The organism is Paraburkholderia sp. EG287B (genome assembly GCF_040965595.1).
GTDB lineage: Bacteria > Pseudomonadota > Gammaproteobacteria > Burkholderiales > Burkholderiaceae > Paraburkholderia.
Genome location: NZ_JBFRCG010000005.1, coordinates 165,905 through 189,477 on the forward strand (window position 1 = coordinate 165,905; position 23,573 = coordinate 189,477).

At 67.2% G+C, this 23,573-nt stretch carries 20 protein-coding genes; 10 read left to right on the forward strand and 10 right to left on the reverse strand.

The annotated features are described in order from the left end of the window. Positions 1–3: 3 nt before the first annotated feature. Positions 4–483 carry a cyclic pyranopterin monophosphate synthase MoaC gene (moaC, locus tag AB4Y40_RS10325; RefSeq protein WP_042266308.1) on the reverse strand — a complete coding sequence of 160 codons (480 nt, stop codon included), beginning with the start codon at positions 481–483 and terminating at the stop codon, positions 4–6. 184 nt (positions 484–667) lie between these two features. Between moaC and AB4Y40_RS10330 the strand changes: the two genes are divergently transcribed. Then, entirely contained in the window at positions 668–2,473 is a 1,806-nt protein-coding gene (locus AB4Y40_RS10330; protein ID WP_368687587.1) for a M48 family metalloprotease, read from the forward strand. 8 nt (positions 2,474–2,481) lie between these two features. Here the strand turns inward: AB4Y40_RS10330 and AB4Y40_RS10335 are convergent, their stop codons facing one another. The 6 genes from AB4Y40_RS10335 to AB4Y40_RS10360 all read right to left on the reverse strand — a co-directional run bounded on the left by AB4Y40_RS10335 (position 2,482) and on the right by AB4Y40_RS10360 (position 7,372). Beyond that, positions 2,482–3,120, reverse strand: a complete 639-nt coding sequence (locus AB4Y40_RS10335) for a DUF2946 family protein (RefSeq protein ID WP_368687588.1) — start codon at positions 3,118–3,120, stop codon at positions 2,482–2,484. Then, entirely contained in the window at positions 3,113–4,183 is a 1,071-nt protein-coding gene (locus AB4Y40_RS10340; RefSeq protein ID WP_368687589.1) for a YheT family hydrolase, read from the reverse strand. Before AB4Y40_RS10340 ends, AB4Y40_RS10335 begins: the two co-directional genes overlap by 8 nt. 27 nt (positions 4,184–4,210) lie before the next feature. Continuing rightward, the gene (locus AB4Y40_RS10345) at positions 4,211–4,657 is read right to left on the reverse strand and encodes a nuclear transport factor 2 family protein (protein ID WP_069262853.1); all 447 of its coding nucleotides are present in this window, start codon (positions 4,655–4,657) and stop codon (positions 4,211–4,213) included. 303 nt (positions 4,658–4,960) lie between these two features. Next, positions 4,961–5,986: a lipopolysaccharide heptosyltransferase II gene (gene waaF / locus AB4Y40_RS10350; RefSeq protein WP_201695308.1), complete on the reverse strand. Its 1,026-nt coding sequence runs from the start codon at positions 5,984–5,986 to the stop codon at positions 4,961–4,963. Between the two features lie 207 nt (positions 5,987–6,193). Beyond that, complete coding sequence (locus tag AB4Y40_RS10355; RefSeq protein ID WP_028205950.1) at positions 6,194–6,388, reverse strand: zinc-finger domain-containing protein; 195 nt, start codon at positions 6,386–6,388, stop codon at positions 6,194–6,196. A 60-nt stretch (positions 6,389–6,448) separates the two neighbouring features. Then, positions 6,449–7,372: a branched-chain amino acid transaminase gene (locus AB4Y40_RS10360; protein WP_368687590.1), complete on the reverse strand. Its 924-nt coding sequence runs from the start codon at positions 7,370–7,372 to the stop codon at positions 6,449–6,451. Between the two features lie 500 nt (positions 7,373–7,872). On the opposite strand from AB4Y40_RS10360, the gene AB4Y40_RS10365 reads away from it, so the two are divergent. The 7 genes from AB4Y40_RS10365 to AB4Y40_RS10395 all read left to right on the forward strand — a co-directional run bounded on the left by AB4Y40_RS10365 (position 7,873) and on the right by AB4Y40_RS10395 (position 16,422). After that, entirely contained in the window at positions 7,873–9,072 is a 1,200-nt protein-coding gene (locus AB4Y40_RS10365; RefSeq protein WP_368687591.1) for a phosphoglycerate kinase, read from the forward strand. Between the two features lie 429 nt (positions 9,073–9,501). Further along, positions 9,502–10,938, forward strand: a complete 1,437-nt coding sequence (gene pyk, locus AB4Y40_RS10370) for a pyruvate kinase (protein ID WP_368687592.1) — start codon at positions 9,502–9,504, stop codon at positions 10,936–10,938. Between the two features lie 383 nt (positions 10,939–11,321). Continuing rightward, complete coding sequence (fba, locus tag AB4Y40_RS10375) at positions 11,322–12,386, forward strand: class II fructose-bisphosphate aldolase (RefSeq protein ID WP_133182807.1); 1,065 nt, start codon at positions 11,322–11,324, stop codon at positions 12,384–12,386. 259 nt (positions 12,387–12,645) lie between these two features. Then, complete coding sequence (locus AB4Y40_RS10380; RefSeq protein ID WP_368687593.1) at positions 12,646–13,536, forward strand: phosphoribosylaminoimidazolesuccinocarboxamide synthase; 891 nt, start codon at positions 12,646–12,648, stop codon at positions 13,534–13,536. Positions 13,537–13,562: 26 nt separating this feature from the next. Next, on the forward strand, positions 13,563–14,081 hold the full coding sequence (gene purE, locus AB4Y40_RS10385) for a 5-(carboxyamino)imidazole ribonucleotide mutase (protein ID WP_028205944.1): 519 nt from the start codon (positions 13,563–13,565) through the stop codon (positions 14,079–14,081). Between the two features lie 56 nt (positions 14,082–14,137). Continuing rightward, the gene (locus AB4Y40_RS10390; protein WP_368687594.1) at positions 14,138–15,355 is read left to right on the forward strand and encodes a 5-(carboxyamino)imidazole ribonucleotide synthase; all 1,218 of its coding nucleotides are present in this window, start codon (positions 14,138–14,140) and stop codon (positions 15,353–15,355) included. Positions 15,356–15,369: 14 nt separating this feature from the next. Next, positions 15,370–16,422: an L-threonylcarbamoyladenylate synthase gene (locus AB4Y40_RS10395; protein ID WP_368687595.1), complete on the forward strand. Its 1,053-nt coding sequence runs from the start codon at positions 15,370–15,372 to the stop codon at positions 16,420–16,422. Between the two features lie 106 nt (positions 16,423–16,528). On the opposite strand, the gene AB4Y40_RS10400 is transcribed toward AB4Y40_RS10395, so the two are convergent. From AB4Y40_RS10400 to dacB, 3 genes are all read right to left on the reverse strand, one after another. After that, complete coding sequence (locus AB4Y40_RS10400) at positions 16,529–17,908, reverse strand: acylhydrolase (RefSeq protein ID WP_368687596.1); 1,380 nt, start codon at positions 17,906–17,908, stop codon at positions 16,529–16,531. Positions 17,909–18,090: 182 nt separating this feature from the next. Further along, a complete protein-coding gene (locus AB4Y40_RS10405; protein ID WP_368687597.1) occupies positions 18,091–19,065 on the reverse strand; it encodes a sterol desaturase family protein in 975 nt (324 codons plus the stop codon). Between the two features lie 329 nt (positions 19,066–19,394). Further along, on the reverse strand, positions 19,395–20,984 hold the full coding sequence (dacB, locus tag AB4Y40_RS10410) for a D-alanyl-D-alanine carboxypeptidase/D-alanyl-D-alanine-endopeptidase (protein ID WP_368687757.1): 1,590 nt from the start codon (positions 20,982–20,984) through the stop codon (positions 19,395–19,397). 523 nt (positions 20,985–21,507) lie between these two features. On the opposite strand from dacB, the gene AB4Y40_RS10415 reads away from it, so the two are divergent. Then, positions 21,508–22,170 carry a response regulator gene (locus AB4Y40_RS10415; protein WP_028205939.1) on the forward strand — a complete coding sequence of 221 codons (663 nt, stop codon included), beginning with the start codon at positions 21,508–21,510 and terminating at the stop codon, positions 22,168–22,170. An 86-nt stretch (positions 22,171–22,256) separates the two neighbouring features. After that, on the forward strand, positions 22,257–23,558 hold the full coding sequence (locus AB4Y40_RS10420; protein ID WP_368687598.1) for an ATP-binding protein: 1,302 nt from the start codon (positions 22,257–22,259) through the stop codon (positions 23,556–23,558). The last annotated feature ends 15 nt before the right edge of the window (positions 23,559–23,573 follow it).

The following is a 23,573-nucleotide window of genomic DNA, read 5'->3' on the forward strand; positions in this document are numbered from 1 at the left end:
GCGTCAGCGCTCCGCGACCCAATCCCCCGACTTCCCGCCGTGCTTTTCCAGCACGCGCACATCGGTGATCGTCATGCCGCGGTCCACGGCCTTGCACATGTCGTAGACGGTCAGCAGTCCGACCTGCACGGCGGTCAGCGCTTCCATCTCCACGCCCGTGCGGCCGAGCGTTTCCACCTGCGCCGTGCAGTGAACCCCGGGCAGCGCTTCGTCGAGCGCGAAGTCCACTTTCACGCGCGTGATCGCGAGCGGATGGCACAGCGGAATCAGATCTGACGTGCGCTTCGCCCCCTGGATCGCGGCGATGCGCGCAACGCCGATCACATCGCCTTTTTTCGCGTGGCCGTCGCGGATCAGCGCGAAGGTTTCCGGCAACATGCGGATCGTGCCGCTCGCGAGCGCAATGCGCTTCGTCTCTGCCTTGCCGCCGACATCGACCATATGGGCGTCGCCGGCTGCATCGAAATGCGTGAGTTCAGGCATGGTGGGTTCTTCCTTGAGGGGTACCTATCTTAACAGTCCGGCACGCCGCGCTTTCTACGCGTCTTGCCGTGCCGCAAGAGTTGTAAGGCGGGCTACAATCGATCGGTTGGCGCAAGCGAGCGCGGGCGGTCCTTACCGGGCGCGCCGCCGGGCCAGTTTTCCGCATTCCCCGATCCTGTCATCAATGCGTCTGAAACGGCTGCTTGCTGCATGGTTGTGCGCGTCGCTCGCGGTTTCGCCGCAAGCGAACGCGCAGGCGTCGAATGCCGCCGTGCTCAAGCTCGGCGTGGCCCCGCCGACCGCCACGCAGCCCGCACCGGCCCCCTCCGGCCCGGCACCGAATGCAGCCAATGCGGCGCCCGCACTCGTCAGCGGTCCGTTCGACGACGCGGCGGACCCCGTCGTCCCCGCCTCGATCGCGCAGGGCGTGTTCGGCACTTACGGCGGTGCGCAGAGCCGCTTTTCTTCCCAGAGCCAGGCCGGCGCAGCGTCCTCGTCTTCGAGCGGCAATACCAGCGTGCGCGCCCCCGCCTGGGTGCCGCAACTGCCCGACCTCGGCGACGGCTCGGGCGGCGCGCTCACGCCGCAGGCCGAGCGCCGTATCGGCGAGCGTGTGATGCGCGAGATTCGCCGCGACCCCGACTATATCGGCGACTGGCTCGTGCGCGACTACCTCAATTCGGTCGCCGCGCGCCTCGCCGCGGCCGCTAGCGCGCAGTTCATCGGCGGCTATCGGCCCGACTTCGAGCTGTTCGCGATCCGCGACGGCCAGATCAACGCGTTCTCGCTGCCGGGCGGCTTCATCGGCGTGAATTCGGGGCTCATCGTCGTCACGCAAACGGAGTCCGAGCTCGCCTCCGTGCTCGGTCACGAAATGGGCCACGTCTTGCAGCGGCACATCGCACGCATGCTTTCGCAGAGCGAGCGCACGGGCCTGGCCGCGCTGGCCGGCGTGCTGTTCGGCATTCTCGCGGGCGTGCTCGCGCATAGCGGCGATCTCGGCGCCGGGATTGCGCTCGGCAGCCAGGCGTATGCCGTGGACAGCCAGTTGCGTTTCTCGCGCGCTGCGGAGCACGAGGCCGATCGCGTGGGCTTCCAGCTGCTTACGGGGGCGGGCTACGACCCGTGGGGCATGGTGGCGTTTTTCGAGCGGCTCGAGCGCGATTCGATGGAAGACACGGGCGTGCCGGCCTACGCGCGCACGCACCCGCTCACCGGCGAGCGCATCGCCGACATGCAGGACCGCGCGCGCCGCGCCGCTTACCGGCAGCCGCGCCAGGCGCCCGAGTACGGTTTCGTGCGCGCACGCGTGCGGGTGCTTCAGGACCGCACGCGCAACGAGTACATCGACGAGGTTTCGCGCTTGCGCTCGGAGCTCGAGGACCGCACGGCGCTCAACGTCGCCGCGAACTGGTATGGCATTGCCTACGCGCAGATGCTGCTGGAGCGCTACGACGACGCCACGGCGTCGCTAGCGAACTCTCGCGCGGCGTTCGCGCAGTTCGAGGCGGCAGATGGCAGCAAGACGCGCAACTCGCCGAGCCTCGACGTGCTCGCCGCGGACATCGCGCGCCGCGCGGGCCGCACCGACGACGCCGTGCGGCAGGCCCTGGCCGCGCACCAGGCGTGGCCAGGGTCACACGCGGCCACCGATGCGCTGCTGCAGGCGCTGATCGCGGCGCGGCGCTTCAAGGAGGCGCAGACGCTCGCGCGCAGCGAAACCGAGGCCGAACCGCAGCAGGACGCATGGTGGCTCTATCTGGCGCAGGCGAGCGCCGGACTCGGCGACGCGCTCACCCAGCATCGGGCGATGGCGGAGAAGCTGGCGCTCGACGGCGCCTGGCCCTCGGCCATCCGTCAGCTCAAGGAGGCGCGCGACATGAAATCGGTGGGCTACTACGACCTGTCGACGATCGAAGCGCGTCTGCACGACTTCGAGGCGCGCTACCAGCAGGAGCGCCAGGACGAGAAGGACGAGGGCCGCGGCTGAGGCGGCGCTCAGTCCGCGGAGGCCGGCGGCGTGCTGCTCGCGCCTTGCTGCGCGGCCTGCGCGTCGCGCTCGGCGCGCGCCGGGCTCGTCACGAAGGCAAAGCGCGCGCTCACCTCGGCGCGCTTCACCGGCTGCAGCGGCAGCGCGGTGCCGGCGCGCCAGTGGAACGTACCGCTGTGGGCGTCGTCCGCGAGCGTCGCGTGGTCGGTGAAGAGATCGAGGTCGTGGTCGTGCAGCAGCGCCGCGCGCGGCGGCGTGCCCGCGTCGGCGAAGATCACGCTGCCGGCTTCGTCGAGGTAGACGGCCACGGGCTCGAACGCCTGACCGCCCTGATCGGTGAGCGTCAACGCGTCGTCGCCGCTGTCATGACCCGCGGCGAGGCGCACGATCCACGGCGTGTATTCGAGCTCGATGTACACGCGCTGCGGCCCGTTCTGGAAGTACCACTGGCCCTGTTCGTCGTGCTCGTAATTGCGGTTGATGAAGCCGAGCAGCGCTTCGTGGCGGATCGCCGTGCCGGGGGCGTTCTGCGCCTGGGCGGCCTCGTCGCGCATGCGCCAGTTGCCGCGTGCGTCGAGCAGCAGCCAGCCCGTGCAATGCGGGACGTTGGGCCAGCGCGCGAGCGCCTGTTTGACGATGTCATCCATGAGAGATGAAAGGCGAGAGATAAGTGAACACGCGCTGCGAAAGCCAGTCGCTGCGGCCGGGGAACGGTCCGGTCATGAAACCGACGTGGCCGCCGTGCGCGGGCTGATCGAGCTCGACCGCGGCGCTCACTTCGTGGCGAGCGGGCAGCGCGCGGCCAGGCAGGAACGGATCGTTGCGCGCATTCAGAATGAGCGTGGGGACGGCGATTTCGCCGAGCTTCGGGCGGATCGTCGCCTGGGTGTAGTAGTCGTGGGTGTCGCGAAAACCGTGCAGCGGCGCGGTCACAACATTGTCGAATTCGTACATCGTCCGGCTGGCGAGCACGGCTTGCGCGTCGAACAGGCCGGGGTACTGCTCGAGTTTCTGGAGCGCCTTCACCTTCAGCGTCTTCAGGAAGCTGCGCGTGTAGATCATGCCGAAGCCCTGCGTCAGCATCTCGCTGCCTGCATGCACATCGAGCGGCGTGGAGATCGCGGCGGCCGCGGCGACGATCGCGGCGTCTTCGCGACGCTGGGCGAGCCAGTGCAGCAGCACGTTACCGCCGAGCGACACGCCCGCGACCACGAGCGGGCCTGCGTGGCGGGCGGCGAAGCGGCGCAGCACCCAGTCGACTTCGGCGGAATCGGCGAGATGGTAGAAGCGCGGCAGCAGGTTCAGCGGACCGCTGCAGCTGCGAAAGTGGGGGATCGCCGCATGCCAGCCGCGCGCCTGCGCAGCGGCAGCGAGCGCGCGCGCGTAGTGGGAGCTCGAGCCGCCTTCCAGGCCGTGGAACAGGACGAACAGCGGGGCATTGTGTGAATCCGCACCGGCACGCTTGCCGTCCAGCCAGTCCACTTCGATGAAGTCGCCATCGGGCGTGTCCCAGCGCTCGCGCCGGTAGGCGGGCGCGGGCAGGCGCGAGAACAGCGCCGGCACGATGGTCTGGATGTGCGCACCGGGCAGCCAGAACGGCGCGCGGTAGTCGTTGTCGTAGTGGGGGCCGAGCAGGGCAGTCTGGGCTTCGAGCGCGGCCGCGACGCGGGCTGCCTCGCCGGGCCTGCGGGTGTCGTCGGTCGTACTCATCACTGCCCCCTGCTTTGCGCCCTTATGTCAGTGCAGCGCGCCCTGGCCGTGGCGCAATCTGGCCGAGAACTGGGTAGCTGCGTCGTCGGGCATGCGGCTCGCGTGAATGTGCGCAATGCGCCACTCGCCGCGCTCGTGAACCATCACGTAGGTCGTGAAGACCATGGTGGGAATCGCGCTGGGATCGACCGGGCGGTGCGCTTCCACGATCGCATAGACCACGGTGCCGAGGCTGTCGTACACGCGGATGTCGAGCGGCTCGATCGACACCGGCGCCGCTTCGAGCTGCGCGGCGAGGCCCGCGCGGATGCTCGGCAGGCCGTGCAGATGCGCGCCTTCCGCCGTGATGCAGCTCACGAACTCTTCATCGATCCACAGACCCATCAAGCTGTCGATGTTGACTTCCGCGACGGCCTGGTAGTACGCGTTGAGGGTGTCCGCGGCGGCTTCGAAGATGTGGGCAAAACGTGGCATGGCTCGTTGGTCTTGTGCGCTCGGTGGCGTCTGCCTGGGCGCGGGTTGGCGATTGATCGGTTGCGTCGCTGCGCGGCTGTCGCTACATGCCGCGCGTTTGCCGCGAGCATGCCGCTTTCGCGAGACAGGCCTGTGACGTGCTCCGATGCGGCGCTTTGGTCTCTCCCGGGCCTCCGATGCCTCTATTGGGCGCGCGCAACGCGCATGGCGTCCGTTGCGTGGCGCACATCCATTTGTGTGCGCGATGTTTTCAGCGTGGCGGGCGGCACATAGCCGCCCCACGCTGTCGGCGATGCCTGTTGCTTATCGCTGCCCGAGCAGCATGCCGCGCAGATCGCCGAAAACCTGCTCCGGGCTCAGTTCGCGCAGGCAGTTCAGATGCCCGAGCGGACACTCGCGCGCAAAGCACGGACTGCATTCGAGATGGAGCCATTGTACCTTTGCAAGCTCGGACAAGGGCGGCGTGTGGCGCGGATCCGTCGAACCGTACAGCGCGACGAGCGGCCGGCGCAGCGCGGCGGCCACGTGCATCAGGCCCGAATCGTTGGTGACCACGGCGTTCGCGCGCGAGATCAGCGCGCACGCTTCGCCGAGCGCGGTTTGCCCGCACAGGTTGCGCACGTTCGGCGCGCGATCGGCGATGGCCTGGGCGAGCGGGGCGTCCTTCGGCGAGCCGAGCGCGACGATCTGCGTGTACGGGAACGACTGGCCCACCATCTTCGCGAGCGCCGCGAAATGCTCGGGCGGCCAGCGCTTGGCGGGGCCGTACTCGGCGCCGGGGCAGAACACGAGCAGCGGCACGCGCGTATCGAGATTGAAGCGCGCCGACACGCGCGACGCCTCGTTCGGGTCCGACTCGAGGCGCGGCATTGGCAGGTCGTCGGGCACGCTCGCGCCGGGCGCGTAGGCGAGCGCGGCGTAGTGCCTGACCATCGGCGGGCGCTCGTCCTTCGGCGGATTCGCGTGGCGCACGTTCAAGAGGCCGTAGCGGTTCTCGCCCGTATAGCCGATGCGCAGCCCGATATTGGCGAGCCACGGGATCAGCGCGGACTTGAGCGAATTGGGCAGCACGTAGGCGGCGTCATAGCGCTCGGCGCGCAAGTCGCCCGCCAGTTGCCAGCGGCGCAGCAGCTGCAGCTTGCCGTGGCCGAGGTCGGTGGCGTAGACGTCGCGGATCTCGGGCATACGCTCGAGCACGGGCGCAACCCAGGTTGGCGCGAGCGCATCGATCTGAATGCGCGGGTGCAGTTTCACGAGCCGCGAAAAAAGCGGCTGCGCCATCAGTGCGTCACCGATCCAGTTCGGTGCGATTACCAGCGCGCGGCGCATCGGGAGTCAGGGTCCGGAGAGGGTAAAGGTTGCACGTGCGGCTTGCGCGCCCGGGGCCGGCACTGGCCGGCATGGGGGCGTATTGGGCCGCGCGCGAAACACGGTTGGGAAAATGACGAACAGCCGCGCGCCGGTGAACGGGCGGCGGCATGACGTAAGACGCGCCGCCGCATGCACGGCGGCGCGCCGCGAATGAGGCGAAACGCGTCAGTGGCCGTGGACGACCTCGCCCGCGCGCAGCTTGTAACGCGTGCTGCAGTACGGGCACTTCGCTTCGCCGTGCGTCACGTCGAGGAACACGCGCGGGTGGTTGCTCCAGCGCGGCATCGACGGATTCGGGCAGTAAGCGGGCAGATCCTTGGCCGAAAGTTCGACCAGCGGCATTTCCTTAATTTCGCTCATGAGGACGATTCTCTGTGTAGCTGTGGGGGCCAGGCGTTGGCGCGCCCGGACCTTTAATTCTTAGACCTTCGCGAGCCAGCGCGCGTACTTGTCGTTCTTGCCCGAGACGACGTCGAAGAAGGCCGATTGCAGCTTCTCGGTGACCGGGCCGCGCGAGCCGCTGCCGATGGTGCGGTTGTCGAGCTCGCGGATCGGCGTGACTTCGGCGGCGGTGCCCGTGAAGAACGCTTCGTCGCAGGTGTACACCTCGTCACGCGTGATGCGCTTTTCGATCACGGGAATACCCATGTCGCGCGCAAGCGTGATGACGGTGTCGCGCGTGATGCCGTCGAGGCACGACGCGAGGTCCGGCGTGTACAGCTTGCCGTTGTTCACGAGGAAGAAGTTCTCGCCCGAGCCTTCCGAGACATAGCCGTCCACGTCGAGCAGGAGCGCTTCGTCGTAGCCGTCGGCGGTGGCTTCCTGGTTGGCGAGGATCGAGTTCACGTACCAGCCCGAAGCCTTGGCGCGCACCATCGACACGTTCACGTGATGGCGCGTGAACGACGACGTCTTCACGCGGATGCCCCTGGCAAGGCCGTCTTCGCCGAGATAGGCGCCCCACGGCCATGCGGCGATGGCCACGTGAATGGTGTTGCCCTTGGCCGAAACGCCGAGCTTTTCCGAGCCGACCCAGATGATCGGGCGGATGTAGCACGACTCGAGCTTGTTCGCGCGCACGACTTCGAGCTGCGCGTCGGCGAGCGTCTTTGCGTCGAACGGCACGTCCATCTGGAAGATCTTGGCCGAGTTGAGCAGACGCTTGGTGTGCTCGGCGAGGCGGAAGATGGCCGTGCTGCCGTCGGCGGTCTGATAGGCGCGTACGCCTTCGAAAACACCCATGCCGTAGTGCAACGTGTGGGTCAGCACGTGAATGTTGGCGTCGCGCCAATCAATCAGCTTGCCGTCCATCCAGATCTTGCCGTCGCGGTCGGCCATTGACATACGATTCTCCAGACAAGTGCAGTAAATATCGGGCTTATACAGGGGTTTCGCCGCGCGCTGCGTGGCTGCGATTGGCAAAGACGATTATTTTAGCGTCATTTGACGCCTGCCAGCGCGCCCGCGGGCGCATGGGGCGGGGTTTTCGGGCGATTTTAGGGTCGTTTCGCACCGCCTCCCGCCGATTTTTTTCGGGTTTCGCGCGTGCTGCAACGCAGCAAATCGCGCGAACGCCCGCCCGGCGAGCAGCGTCTGCCCAAATACGGGAGATTCGCCTGGACACGTCTCAGATCGTCCTGGCTATCAGCTAAAATACCGATCTCGCAATTCGATGCCGGCTCGTGCCAGCGACGAGCAGCCGACACGGCGATCCGGGACAGCGTTCAAACCCGGATCCCGCGCCGTGCCGCTGCGCACGCTGCGCACGTCTTGCCGCGCCAGAGTATGGCTTGCGGCGCCGCATCGCCTTGCCACCGCCTTCCCACCATCAAGATGACATGCCCATGAACAAGGTTCTGCGTCTTTCCGATCTGATCTCCGAAGGCAAATTGAAGGGCAAGCGCGTATTCATCCGCGCCGACCTGAACGTGCCGCAGGACGACAACGGCAACATCACCGAAGACACCCGCGTGCGCGCCTCCGTGCCGGCCATCAAGGCCGCACTCGAGGCCGGCGCGGCCGTCATGGTCACCTCGCACCTGGGCCGCCCGACCGAAGGCGAATTCAAGCCCGAAGACTCCCTCGCGCCGGTCGCGAAGCGCCTCGCCGAACTGCTCGGCCGCGACGTGCCGCTGGTCGCGAACTGGGTGGAAAACGGCGTGAACGTCGAGCCGGGCAACGTGGTGCTGCTCGAAAACTGCCGCGTCAACAAGGGCGAGAAGAAGAACTCGGACGAGCTTTCGCAAAAGATGGCGAAGCTCTGCGATATCTACGTGAACGACGCGTTCGGCACCGCCCACCGCGCCGAAGCCACGACCTACGGCATCGCGAAGTACGCGCCGACGGCCTGCGCGGGTCCGCTGCTCGCCGCCGAACTCGACGCGCTCGGCAAGGCCCTCGGCGCGCCGAAGCGCCCGCTGGTGGCGATCGTCGCCGGCTCGAAGGTCTCGACCAAGCTCACCATTCTCAAGTCGCTGGCCGAGAAGGTCGACCAGCTGATCGTGGGCGGCGGCATCGCCAACACGTTCATGCTCGCGGCAGGCCTGAAGATCGGCAAGTCGCTTGCCGAGGTCGATCTCATCGACGACGCGAAGGCCATCATCGACGCGGCGCGCGCCCGCGGCGCCTCGGTGCCGATCCCGACCGACGTCGTGACCGCCAAGGAATTCGCGCCGACGGCCAGGGCCGAGACGAAGACCGTGGCCGACGTGGCCGACGACGACATGATCCTCGACATCGGTCCCGTCACCGCCAACGCACTCGCCGCGCAACTCGCGCAGGCCGGCACGATCGTGTGGAACGGCCCGGTCGGCGTGTTCGAGTTCGACCAGTTCGGCAACGGCACGAAGACGCTCGCGGATGCGATCGCCGGTTCGGGCGCGTTCTCGATCGCCGGCGGCGGCGACACGCTCGCGGCCATCGCGAAGTACAACATCGCCGACAAGGTCAGCTATATCTCCACCGGCGGCGGCGCCTTCCTCGAGTTCCTCGAAGGCAAGAAGCTGCCGGCGGTCGAAGTGCTCGAAACGCGGGCGGCCGGTTAAGTGGCGCCTCGCGCCCCGGCCGGGAAGGCCATGAGCAAACTTCCTCGTGCAGGCGCACAGAAGTCGCGCAGCGCAGCCGGGGCCGCAGCAAAACAGAAGGGGCGCGCAGCGCCCCAGGCAGGGACGGAAAAGGCGGGGGCCGACGCGACCCCCGCCGCCGCTGCCGAAAAGGACATTGCGGCGACGCAGTCGACTGCTGAATCGACAGCCGCACAGAATCCGGCAGGGCGCCCAGCCACGCCCGCATCGAATACGACTACGCATGTAGATAGCGCCGCAGCGGCTCATGTGAGCCCCGCGGCGCCCTCCAAGAAAGCGACGCCGGGTAGACCCGGTGCGCGTTCCGGCGCCTCCGCACCCGCGGCTCAGCCGGCCAGCACTTCTCGCAGCAACGGTTTTCCCAGCGATCCTATCCAGACGAGGAGACTCATGCATCGCGCCACCAAGATTGTCGCCACCATCGGTCCGGCTTCCAGCACGCCGGACATCCTGCTGAAAATGATCCGCGCAGGACTGGACGTGGTGCGCCTCAACTTTTCGCACGGCACCGCCGACGATCACCGTCAGCGTGCTGAAATGGTGCGGGACTGCGCCCGCCAGGCTGGCCGAGAAGTTGCGATCATGGCGGACCTGCAAGGCCCGAAGATTCGCGTCGGCAAATTCGAGAATGGCAAGACGACGCTCGAGCCGGGCCATCCGTTCATCCTCGACGCCGAATGCGAGCTCGGCAATGACGAGCGCGTCGGTCTCGACTACAAGGACCTGCCGCGCGACCTGAAGCCGGGCGACATCCTGTTGCTCAACGACGGCCTGATCGTGCTCGACGTGTCGCGCGTGATCGGCAGCGAGATCCACACGACCGTGAAGGTCGGCGGCGAGCTGTCGAACAACAAGGGCATCAACCGCCAGGGCGGCGGCCTGACGGCGCCCGCGCTCACCGCGAAGGACATGGAAGACATCCGCACGGCGATGTCGCTGGGCGCGGACTTCGTCGCCGTGTCGTTCCCGAAGAACGCCACCGACATGGAAATGGCGCGCCAGCTCGCGAACATCGCGGGCGCGCCGTACGGCATCAAGCCGAAGATGATCGCGAAGATCGAGCGCGCCGAAGCGATTCCGGCGCTGCAGGAAATTCTCGATTCGTCGGACGGCATCATGGTCGCGCGCGGCGACCTGGCCGTGGAAGTGGGCAATGCCGCCGTGCCGGCGCTGCAAAAGCGCATGATCCGCATGGCGCGCGACTCGAACAAGCTCGTCATCACGGCCACGCAGATGATGGAGTCGATGATCCACGCACCGGTGCCCACACGCGCCGAGGTCTCGGACGTCGCCAACGCCGTGCTCGACGGCACGGACGCGGTGATGCTCTCGGCCGAATCGGCGGCGGGCAAGTACCCGGTGCAGACCATCGAGGCCATGGCCGCGATCTGTCTGGAAGCGGAGAAGTCGGAGCAATCCGAGCTGGACAAGGACTTCCTCGACCGCACCTTCACGCGCATCGACCAGTCGATCGCCATGGGCGCGCTGTTCACGGCCTACCACCTGGGCGCGAAGGCGATCGTCGCGCTCACGGAGTCGGGCTCGACCGCGCTCTGGATGTCGCGCCACTGGACCCACGTGCCGATCTTCGCGCTCACGCCGCGCGCAGGCAGCGAGCGCGCCATGTCGCTCTACCGCAACGTCACGCCGCTGCACCTCGACACGAGCAGCGACCGCGACACGGCGCTTCAGCAGGCCATCGAGGTGGTGGTGAGCAAGGGCTATGCGTCGCGCGGCGACATGGTCGTGCTGACCGTGGGCGAGCCGATGGGGCAGCCGGGTGGCACGAACACGCTGAAGATCGTGCGCGTCGGCGACGTGCTGTAATCTCGCGACGATTTTTTTCGCTTTATTTTCGCGACTCCCGAAAATAAATGCGGTGGGCGCCGACTGGTATCACACTGGTATCAGATCGGCGCCAGATCGGTGCCACTTAGACGCCTTTTCCCCGCAATTGCAGCCCGTACGCCGGAGAAACGGCGCGCGGGCTGTCAACTCCTTTTGCACCTTCTCGCGCTTTTGACGCTCCGATACGCCAATTTCATGCCAGTTACGTGCCTGGCGCCGGGAACGGACGCGCTTCGCGATAAAATCACGCCATCGAGCCCGCGGCAGGTCACGCGGGCGGCGGCTGCCAGGCCGCCCTCGACCGGCTGCGCAAGACAGCCGGCGGCAGAAGCATTTCGTTTCAAATCAAAGGAGTAGCAACAATGCCTCTCGTATCAATGCGTCAACTGCTCGACCACGCGGCTGAACACGGTTATGGCCTGCCCGCGTTCAACGTGAACAACCTGGAACAGGTCCAGGCGATCATGGAAGCCGCGAACCAGGTCGGTTCGCCGGTGATCATGCAGGCATCGGCCGGCGCGCGTAAGTACGCGGGCGAGCCCTTCCTGCGTCACCTGATCGAAGCCGCGGTCGAGTCGTATCCGCATATTCCGGTCGTGATGCACCAGGACCACGGCCAGTCGCCGGCGGTCTGCATGGCGGCGATCCGCAGCGGTTTCACCAGCGTGATGATGGACGGCTCGCTCGAAGCCGACGGCAAGACGGTCGCATCGTACGAGTACAACGTCGAAGTCTCGCGCAAGGTCGTCGAAATGGCGCACTCGATCGGCGTCACGGTCGAAGCGGAACTGGGCGTGCTCGGTTCGCTGGAAACGATGAAGGGCGACAAGGAAGACGGTCACGGCGCCGAAGGCACGATGACGCGCGAGCAGCTCCTGACGGATCCGGAGCAGGCCGCCGACTTCGTGAAGCTCACGCAGTGCGACGCGCTGGCCATCGCCATCGGCACCTCGCACGGCGCGTACAAGTTCTCCAAGAAGCCCACGGGCGACATCCTGTCGATCCAGCGCATCAAGGAAATCCACGCGCGCATTCCGAACACGCACCTCGTGATGCACGGTTCGTCGTCGGTGCCGCAGGAACTGCTGGCCGAGATTCGCGAATTCGGCGGCGACATGAAGGAAACGTACGGCGTGCCGGTCGAAGAGATCCAGGAAGGCATCCGTCACGGCGTGCGCAAGATCAACATCGACACCGACCTGCGTCTGGCGATCACGGGCGCGATCCGTCGCTATATGTATGAAAACCCGTCGAAGTTCGACCCGCGCGACTACCTGAAGCCGGCTCGCGAAGCCGCGAAGAAGGTGTGCGTGGACCGCTTCCTTGCGTTCGGCTCGGAAGGCCAGGCCGGCAAGATCAAGCCGGTTGCGCTCGACAAGATCGCCGAAAAGTACAAGTCGGGCGAATTCGCGCAGATCGTTCGCTAAGCGGGCTTCTGCGCCAGGCGCGTCGTGCGTTGCCGGCCGCGCCTCGCCGGCCGCGCCTCGCCGGCCGCGCCTCGAGTAGTCAAAACATCGCCGTTTCCGCCTGCTTTGGGGGAACGGCGATGGGCTTTTCCGGGAAATTTGCCGGTTTTTGGTTTACCCTCGCATTACCTCCGGTTTTACGGTTTCCTGGCGCGGTTGCAACCGCGGTTCTGGACCGAACCCGCCTCCGTTTCGATTGTCCTTTTAGCGAATCACGACGATGTCTACCCTCTACGAATCCACGCTCCGCTCGCTGCCGCTTCTCGGCCGCGGCAAGGTCCGCGACAACTATGCCGTGGGCAACGACAAGCTGCTGATCGTCACCACCGACCGTCTGTCGGCGTTCGACGTCATCATGGGCGAGCCGATTCCGCGCAAGGGCGAGGTGCTCAACCAGATGGCCGACTTCTGGTTCGAAAAGCTCAAGCACGTCGTGCCGAACCACCTCACGGGCGTCGCGCCGGAAACCGTCGTGGCCGCCGACGAAGTCGAGCAGGTCAAGGGCCGCGCCGTCGTGGTGAAGCGCCTCGAGCCGATTCTCGTGGAAGCCGTGGTGCGCGGGTATCTGGCCGGCAGCGGCTGGAAGGACTATCAGGCAACGGGCGCCGTGTGCGGCGTCGAACTGCCGCCGGGCCTGCAGAATGCACAAAAGCTGCCCGAGCCGATCTTCACGCCCGCAGCCAAGGCCGAAATGGGCCACCACGACGAGAACATCACGTACGAAGAGATGGAGCGCCGCATCGGCACCGAGCTGTCGCGCACCATCAAGGAAATTTCGATCAAGCTGTACAAGGAAGCCGCCGACTACGCGGCCACGCGCGGCATCATCATTGCGGACACGAAGTTCGAATTCGGTTTCGACAACCACGGCCAGCTGTATCTGATGGACGAGGCGCTCACCGCCGACTCGTCGCGCTTCTGGCCGGCCGACCAGTATCAGGTGGGCTCGAACCCGCCGTCGTTCGACAAGCAGTTCGTGCGCGACTGGCTCGAAACCCAGGACTGGAAGAAGGAGCCGCCGGCGCCGAAGCTGCCCGACGAAGTGATCGCCAAAACGTCGGCGAAGTATCAGGAGGCGCTCGAGCGTCTCACGGGTCAAAAGCTCGCGTAAGCGAGAAGAGGGAAGAAGGAAGCACAATGAGCGAAGTTCAGACGGCTCACCAGCATGCGGCGCCGCTCGTCGGCGTGTTGATGGGCTCCAGCTCCGACTGGGACACGATGAAGCACGCGGTCGCGATCCTGCAGGAGTTCGGCGTCGCGTACGAGGCCAAGGTGGTCTCGGCGCACCGCATGCCCGACGAGATGTTCGAGTACGCGGAAAAGGCGCGCGAGCGCGGCCTGCGCGCGATCATCGCCGGCGCGGGCGGCGCGGCGCACCTGCCAGGCATGCTGGCGGCCAAGACCACGGTGCCCGTGCTGGGCGTGCCGGCGGTCAGCAAGTATCTGAAAGGCGTGGATTCGCTCCACTCGATCGTGCAGATGCCCAAGGGCGTGCCGGTCGCGACCTTCGCCATCGGCGAGGCGGGCGCGGCCAATGCGGCGCTGTTCGCCGTCTCGATCCTGAGCGTGACCAACACCGAATACGCGAACAAGCTCGCGGCTTTCCGCGTGCGCCAGAACGAAGCGGCGCACGCCATGGTGCTGCCCCCGCTTTGATTGCCCCGCTTTGATCGTCCCCACGCGCCGCGGCCATCCCGCGGCCGACCACGAAGATGACTCCTGACAATTCACCGGTTTCACCGATCCTGCCCGGCGCCTGGCTGGGCATGGTGGGTGGCGGCCAGCTCGGCCGCATGTTCTGCTTTGCCGCGCAGGCGATGGGCTACCGCGTCGCCGTGCTCGATCCCGACGCGACCAGCCCCGCGGGCACTGTGGCCGACCGCCACATCTGCGCCGCGTACGACGACGAAGCCGCGCTCACCGAACTCGCGCGCCTGTGCGCGGCCATCTCGACCGAGTTCGAGAACGTGCCCGCAGCGAGCCTCGACACGCTCGCGAAGTCGACCTTCGTGAGCCCGGCCGGGCGCTGCGTGGCGGTGGCGCAGGACCGCATCGCCGAGAAGCGCTTTATCGCGGCGGCCGGCGTGCCGGTCGCGCCGCACGTGGTGATCGAGTCGTCGCAGGCGCTCGCCGGCATCGACGACAAGGCGCTCGCCGCCGTGCTGCCGGGCATTCTCAAGACCGCGCGCATGGGCTACGACGGCAAAGGCCAGATTCGTGTCTCCAACGCCGAGGAAGTGCGCGAGGCGCATGCGTCGCTCGGCGGCGTGCCGTGCGTGCTCGAAAAGCGCCTGCCGCTGAAATTCGAGGTGAGCGCCCTGATCGCGCGCGGCACGAACGGCCAGGCCGTGGTCTATCCGCTCGCGCAGAACACGCACCGCAACGGCGTGCTCTCGCACACCATCGTGCCCGCGCCGGACGCCAGCCCCGCGCTCGTGCAGCAGGCCCAGCAGGCCGCGATCCAGATCGCGGCGAAGCTCGGCTATGTGGGCGTGCTGTGCGTGGAATTCTTCATCCTCGAAGACGGCTCGCTCGTCGCCAACGAAATGGCGCCGCGTCCGCACAACTCGGGCCACTACACGACCGATGCGTGCGCCACGAGCCAGTTCGAGCAGCAGGTGCGCGCCATGACGGCCATGCCGCTCGGCGACACGCGCCAGCACTCGCCGGCCGTGATGTTGAACATTCTCGGCGACGTGTGGTTCCCCTGCGCCGTGGGCGAGGCGAAGCCCCAGAAGGGCGCCGCGCCCGTCACGCCGCCGTGGGACCAGGTGGCCTCGATGCCGGCCGCGCGTCTGCATCTGTACGGCAAGGAAGACGCGCGTCCGGGCCGCAAGATGGGCCACGTGAACTTCACCGCGCCGACGCTCGACGAAGCGCGCACGGCCGCGCGCGACTGCGCGCGCCTGCTGCACATCGCCACGAGCTGAGGTTGGGCCGCATCATGTCCGATCAGCAGAACGCGCCGCACGATGGCGCGCCGCCTCTGACCGATGCCGACATCGAGCACGCCGCCGCGCTGCTCGACGCGGGCGAACTGGTCGCGTTCCCGACCGAGACCGTCTACGGTCTGGGCGGCGATGCGGCGAGCCCCGAGGCGGTCGCGCGCATCTACGCGGCCAAAGGGCGGCCGGCGAACCATCCGGTGATCGTTCACCTGCCGCCCGGCGGCGACCCGCAGTACTGGGCCGCTCAGTGGCCCGAGGCGGCGCAAAAGCTCGTCGACGCCTTCTGGCCCGGCCCGCTCACGCTGATCGTCAAGCGCCACGAACGCATTCCCGACGCCGTGAGCGGCGGCCAGGATTCGGTGGGGCTGCGCTGCCCGTCGCATCCGGTCGCGCAGCAGTTGCTGGCGGCGTTTTCCGCGCGTCGCGGCGGCCATGGCGGCGTGGCGGCGCCGTCGGCGAACCGCTTCGGCCACGTGAGCCCGACCACGGCGCAGCACGTGCGCGACGAATTCGGCGCGGCGGTGCATGTGCTCGACGGCGGCGCATGCGACGTGGGTATCGAATCGACGATTCTCGATCTCTCGCGCGGATTTCCCGCGTTGCTGCGGCCCGGTCACGTGACGCCGCACGACATCGCGCGCGTGCTGGGCGAGGCGCCGCGCTTGCCCGACGGCTCGGACGCCACGGCGCCGCGCGCCTCGGGCACGCTCAAGGCGCACTACGCGCCGCGCACGCCGCTCGCGCTGCTGCCGTTCGAGGCGCTGGAGCCGCTGCTTGCGGCGGCGCGCGATGCGGGCGAAACGGTGGCGCTGGTGGCGCGCGCCTCGCGCGCGGGCGTTTGGGCGCAGGCCCAGGGCGTGCACTTCGTCGTCGCGCCGGAAGAGCCGCAGGAATATGCGCGTGAACTGTATGGCTTGCTACGCGCGCTCGATCGCGCGAACGTCTCGCGCATTCTCATCGAGAAACTGCCGGAGACGATCGAGTGGATCGCGGTCAATGACCGGTTGGGGCGGGCGGCGGCGGCGTTCGAGGCGCAGCAGCAGGGCTGATCACGTTCTTTCGCGTTCAATGAAAAACACCCCATGAGCCTGACGGTTCGTGGGGTGTTTTTTCTTGCACCGGAAGATCCGGTGCAAGCGGCTCAAGCGACGCTTGTCACGGCGCCTTGCCAATGCCCGCAGCAGCCAGCTGCGTTTCAGCGAAGTTCGCGAACTGCGCGTGCAGCGAGGTGGTCGGGTGCACGAGATCCGCGAACATGTAGGTCGTGGGCGCGTTGGCCGTCGTCAGCGTTTGCGGCGAGCAGAACAGCGAACTGCCGAAGTTGCTGCCGTATTGCGCTGCCGCAGCCTTCAGGATGGTCGGATCCGTCGTGGCCGGCAGTCCGAGCGTCGCTTGCGGATTCGCGAGGGCGTAGTTCGTGGCGTCGGTTTGCATCTGCGCGATGTTGCACGCCGTGCCCGTGTTCGTCACCGTGAAGCCAAGGCTCGCTGCGTTCTGGATCGTCTGGTCGAGCCACGAGAACGTATCGATCACGACGGCCTTCTTTGCCACCAACGTGGGTTGCAGCGTCTCCAGCAGCGTGAGGTTGTACATTGCCGAGATGAGCGTGAGCGCGGTGTCAGCCGCGGTCGCCGAGCCAGGCACTGTCCCGGGCGTCGCCGCATCGGCTGCCAATGCGGCCGGCGTCTTGCCGATATCGGGCACCGTTGCGACGGCGACTTTGGGCGTCCCGGCAATCTGCGTATTGACGAGGGTCGCCAGCGTTTTGGCTGCAGTGATCACCGGCAGCACCGACGCGAAGTTGGCTGTGTAGGTCGGGTTGGCGACAAGTTGGAGCGCGATGGCTGCCGGCACCAGGGCTGTCGCCTGCGCTTGCGTGAAACCGGCCTGCATCAGGGTTGTAACCGTGCTCTGCTGCGTCGCGGGATCGTTGACGAGCGTCGAAAATGGAGTGGCCGCGAGCGCCGTGCCGAATGCCGTCAGACCTGCACCGTTGTTGTCCAGCAGGTTCAGGATTTCATTCGCGCCGCCTTCCACGAGCACGAGCTGATTCGCATTGAAGCCGGCGTGCTGCGCCAGATACTGCTGGAGCTGCCAAGTGACCGGCTGCTCGCTCGCGGCAGGGATCACGGCGCTGGTATTCGCCACGCCGCCGCCCGTCACCAGCGCGCCGCCTTGCGCGTAGTCCAAGCCGCCCGTTGCCGTCAGCGGCAGACCGAAGCCGCCTTCGAAGGCCGGCGAAAGCGTGTTGCCGAAGTATTCGGACACATGCTGCGCCCAGACTTCGCCCGGGTTGGTCGTGAAGCGGCCGCCGCCGAAGCCCGGCAGAATCTGCTCCGAATACGTGCCCGCGTCGGTCAGGCTCGTGCCGAACGCCACCACCTGCATGTTGACGCCCGACGGCGGCGGCGTGCTCGCGTTGTTGTTCCCCCCGCTGCCGCCACCGCAGGCGGCGAGCAGCGCAAAGGCGGCGCTCGCGGCAGCGATCTGGGTGGCGCGCAACAGCGTACGGTGTCTCGGTCCTTGATGCTTCATATTCACTTCATCTCCTCTGTGTGTGGCCTTTGATGCCATGCTTGCCTACTCATGCAACGGGTGCTCGTGGCACGAGCGGCTGCCCCGTTGTCGATGTTTTTCTCGATCGCCGGCCTTGCATGCAACCCCCTGCTTGCTGCTGCCCCAGGGTCAGGGCCAAGGCCGACAGACTACGCAATCTCTCAGCTATTGCGCGACCCGAACTCACCCTCGGTGTTGTTTTCCGGCACGCCGTAGCGCGTTCCCGCGGGTGTCGCCGGCGCCGTCACGGAGGCGAGGCCGAGCGCGTCGTGGCGCTCGCACCAATCGGGCGGCGCGAACAGCGCGGCGAGACGCGAGCGCCAGCCGGACATGCGCGCGAAGTCCCGCGCCATCGCGAGCCATTCGTGAAATGTCGCGTTAAGCGGATTGCATGATGCAAGCGGCTTGACGATGCCGTAATCGGGCGCGTCGTGCGCGTCTTCCTCGACATAGCTGCCGAACAGGCGGTCCCAGATCGCGAGCACCCCGGCGTAGTTGCGATCGATATAGCGCGCGTTGCGCGCGTGGTGGACGCGATGCATCGACGGCGTGTTGAACACGTTTTCGAGCCAGCCGAGCTTGCCTACGGCCTGGGTGTGCACGAAGAACTGGAACGCGAGATTGACGAGCACGATCGCGACGATCTGCTCCGGCGTGAAGCCGAGCATGGCGAGTGGAATCCAGAAGATCCACATGCCCGCCACGGGGTACATGAGGCTCTGGCGAAACGCCGTGGAAAGGTTCAGGCGCTCCGACGAATGGTGGACGACGTGCGCGGCCCAGAGCCAGCGCACGCGATGGCTCGCACGGTGAAACACGTAGTAGAGCAGGTCCTGCGCGATAAAGAGTGCGAACCATGCGACGAGCCCCGGCTGCCACGCAACGAGCCGGAAGTGCCGGTAGACATAGGCGTAGACGGGCACCGCGACGAGCCACGCAAGCTTGTCGGCGCCCTGGTGCATGAGCGCGAGCGCGGCGTTGCACAGCGTATCGGGCCAGGCGTAGCGGGCACTGTCGGGGGTGGTGTTCGATGCAGCGCGCGGCCGTGTGTGGGAGAGATGCCACGCTTCCCAGCCGATGCAGGCGAGAAACACGGGGGCGAGGGCGAGCAGCAGCCATTGCGCGTCGAACTGCACGAACGTCGTCCTCCTTGTCCCGTGGGCGGCGCTGGCGGGCAGCGCGGCGTTTGTTGTCTCGTATCGTATTGGCCGCGTTGGTGTGCGTTCGCAGGGTGCGCGGCTCGATGGCCGGGCACGCAAGATAAAACTTTCAATGCATTACCGGCCTTTGCTCGCCAGAGTACACGCCCCGGGCCCCGGACGGGCGGGGCTTTGCTAGAGGAAAACTTCGAGCCCGACGCATCGCGGCGAACTCGGATGAGGCGTGCGGGGACAGGTCCACGGCGCCCGCCGGGCGCGGAAACGGCGTGCACGCCGTGTGCAAGCAACGTGCGCGTAGCGCGTGGTCAATGCGCGCCGCGTCGTCTGGCCGGAGCCTTGTACGTGGCCTTCGCGACCTTCGACCCTTTTGCCGCGCGCTTCGGATGCGGCTCGACGTACACGGGCTTTTCTTCGGGCATGCCCTTGTAGACCCACTCGAGCAGCGCGTCGTGCGCGGCGCGCGCCGCTTCGGCGCGCGGATCGTTGATGAGGCTCACCACGATCCAGCTCTCGCCGTTCTCGGCTGCCACGTAACCGGCGATGGCGCGCACGTCGCGCAGCGTGCCCGTCTTGATATGCGCGTTGCCTTCCACGCCCGCGTTGGTGAGGCGGTTGCGCATCGTGCCGTCCACGCCGACGACCGGCAGCGAGTCGATGAACACCTGCGCGACCGGGCTCGCGTTCGCGTTCTGCAGCAGGTTCGCAAGAGAGAGCGCGCTGACGTGCTCTTCGCGCGAGAGGCCGCAGCCGTTGTCGAGCACGAGTTCGGGCATGTTCAGGCCGCTGCGCCGGAGGTACGTATTGACGGCCGTCGCGGCCTTGCCCGTGGTCGCAGGCGGTTTGCCCTCGACGGCGCCGAGCGTGAGGAACAGATTGCGCGCCATCACGTTGTTGCTGAACTTGTTGATGTCGTGCACGACGTCCGATAGCGGCGGGCTCTGGTGCACGGCGAGCAGACGCGCGCGCGGCGGCACGACGCCTTCGCGCACCGCGCCGGCCGGCGTGGCGAAGAGGCTGCCGCCCGTTTGCTGCCAGAGGGCGAGGAAGCCGTCCGCGAAGAACGTGCTGTGGTCCACGGGCGCGGCCATGTTGAGCGTGCGCTCGCCGCAGCGCATCGCGTAGCTGCCCGCGAAGCTCGCGGTGACGACGCCGTTGCCGCCCGGCGAAACCTGCGGGCTCGGCAGCATGCCGCCGCAGGCGCCGGCGCGCTCGCGGATCTGGTTGTCGATCTGCCACTGCGCAACGGGCGGCACCACGTCGATCGACACGCCCTCGCGGGAGGGCGAGAACGTGAACGAGACCGACTTGAACGCGTACATCAGCGGATCGGGGCCGACGTTGTAGGGCGCGCTGTCGTCGCCGTCGAACGAGGGCAGGTCGCGCGTGGACGGATCGAACTCGCTCTTGTCGAGCACGAGCGCGCCGTCGATGCGCGCGACGCCCGCCGTGCGAATCTTCTGCACGAGGTCGATCAGCTCTTCGGGCACGAGCTTCGGGTCGCCTGTGCCCTTGATATAGAGGTTGCCGTGCAGCGTGCCGCTCGCATCGACTTCGCCGTCGGTATAGGCGCTCGTTTTCCAGCGATAGTCGGGACCGAGCATCGCGAGGCCGCTCCACGTCGTGACGAGCTTCATCGTCGAGGCTGGCATCATCGGCTGGCCGGCATTCACGGCGACGCTGGGCTGACGGTCGCCGACCTTTTCGATCACCACGCTGACCGACGAGAGCGGCACGTGCGCGCGCTCCAGACCCGCCATCACGGTGGGCGGCAGCACGGTGGTCACGTTGACCGTGGGAATGCGCGCGCCTTCGGGCTGCGCATACGCGGCCGGCGCGGCGGCGAAGCCCGCGGCGAGCGTGGCGCAGGCTAATGCGAGGGCGAGCGGTCGAGGCAGGCGCGCAGTGGCGGCGGCGCGATGCGTGCGGTCGGTGTGCGAGGCAGGCAGTCTGAACAAGGAGCGTAGGCGGGACAGCGATGCGGGCAGCATGAAATGCGTTCGGGCGAGTGCAGGGGCGGTGCTTGGGCCGCGCGCGGCGTACGGAAAGCGGAGACTCTCCGGTGCTGCGCGCGGACGCGAAAATTGGGGCGGCGTGTGATTCGTGGTGCGCGCGCGATGCGCTCGCTTGAACGTACTGTACAAGCCCGCACGCGCGCATCGCGGCCGAATCACGAGTGGAGCGCCGCAAAAGCGCACATTGTAAAGACCTCGCGCCGCGTGCGCGCATTGCCGCAAGAAAACGTTGCACATTGCGTGGCGTGATGCAAACACTGCCCATAATGTGCCCACCCCGCGCGCCATTGCAGCGCGACCGGCTGCGTGCCGCAGCGGCGCGGCGCCCCTGTTCAGGCGCTAGAATGCTCGCATCCTCATCCACTCACGCAGCGCGGCGCAGCGGCGCCGCCCGGCCAACATTACGATGCGCATACTGCTAGTCGAAGATGACCGCATGATCGCCGAAGGCGTGCGCAAGGCGCTGCGCGGCGAAGGCTTCGCGGTCGACTGGGTCGAAGACGGCGATGCCGCCCTCTCCGCCGCGAGCGCGGATTCTTACGATCTCATGCTGCTCGATCTCGGATTGCCGCGGCGCGACGGTCTCGACGTGCTGCGCACCCTGCGCGCGCGCGGCGCGGCGCTGCCCGTGCTGATTCTCACCGCGCGCGACGCCGTCGCCGACCGCGTGAAGGGTCTCGACGCCGGCGCGGACGACTACCTCATCAAGCCCTTCGATCTCGACGAACTGGGCGCACGCATGCGCGCGCTAATCCGCCGCCAGGCGGGCCGCAGCGATTCGACCATCCGCCACGGCTCGATCACGCTCGATCCGGCCTCGCACCAGGTCACCCAGGACGGTTCGCCCGTTGCGCTTTCGGCGCGCGAATTCGCGCTGCTCGAAGCGCTGCTCGCGCGTCCGGGCGCGGTGCTCTCGAAAACCCAGCTCGAAGAGAAGATGTACGGCTGGGGCGAGGAGATCGGCAGCAATACCGTCGAGGTCTATATTCACGCGCTGCGCAAGAAGCTCGGGGCCGACCTGATCCGCAACGTGCGCGGCCTCGGCTACATGATCGCCAAAGACGCATGAAGCAGGTAATCAAGCGCGGCCATGCGTGGGACCGGAGTAAGCGCCAAAGCGCTAACCCCAGATCGACAGGGAGACCCCTTTAGCCGATGAGTTCCATCCGACGACAACTGCTGTTCTGGCTGCTCGCGATCGTCGTCGCGGGCGTTGGGCTCGCGGGCTGGCTGATTTATCGCCAGGCGCTCGCCGAAGCCAACGAGCTGTTCGACTACCAGCTGCAGGAAATCGCCGAGGCGCTGCCCTCCGAGCCATTCAACGAGATCCTCAGTTCGCGCGACACGGGCGACGAAGGCATCGTGCTGCAGATCTGGAATCGCAACGGCGTGCTCATGTACTACTCGCATCCGCGTGCGCCGCTCGCGCCGCGCGCGGAACTCGGCTTTTCGACGGAGCGCACCGATCGCGGCGACTGGCGCGTGTATGGCGCGATCGTCGGCGACAACGTCGTGCAGCTCGCGCAGCCCGTTTCGGTGCGCAACCGGCTCGCCGCGAACGTCGCGTTGCGCACGCTCTGGCCGCTCATCGTGGTGCTGCCGTTTCTCGGCATCGCGGTCTGGATCATGGTGGGTCGCGGGCTCAGGCCGCTCTCGCGCGTCGCGCGCGCGCTCGACACGCGTCATCCCGAAGCGCTTGATCCGCTGCCCGAAGAGCGTTTGCCGCGCGAAGTCACGCCGCTCGTGCATGCGTTGAACGCGCTGCTCGATCGCCTCGCGCAGGCCATCGATACGCAGAAGGCCTTCGTCGCCGATGCCGCGCATGAGTTGCGCACGCCGCTGGCCGCCGTGCAGATCCAGGCGCAACTCGTTGCGCGCGCAAGGGATGACGAAACGCGCCGCGAAGCGCTCGTCGATCTGCAGGCGGGCGTGACGCGCGCCACGCGTCTTGCCGAGCAGCTGCTTGCGCTCGCGCGTTCCGAACCCGACGGTCATGCGCGTGCGCAGAACGTCGATCTGCATGCGCTGCTCGATGATTGCGTGCTCAACTATGCGCCGCTCGCGCAGCAGCGCGGTGTCGATCTCGGCATCGAGGAAAGCGCGGCGGCGAGCGTGCATGGCGACGCCGATGCGTTGCGCGTGATGCTCAACAATCTGCTCGACAACGCGACCAAATACACGCCCGCGGGTGGCCGCGTGGACGTCAGCCTCGCGGTCGTCGACGGGCATCCGTGCGTGCGCATCGCGGACAGCGGGCCGGGCATCCCGGAAGAGGAGCGTGCGCGCGTGTTCGATCGCTTTTATCGCGTGGGCGCGGGCGCGAATCGCGCACGCACCGATATCGCCGGCACGGGCCTCGGGCTCGCTATCGTGCGACGAATTGCAGATCAGCACGACGCGACCATCGCACTCGGCGATTCGCCCGCCGGCGGCCTGCTCGTGGACGTGCGGTTCTGATTCTCAATCGCCCGC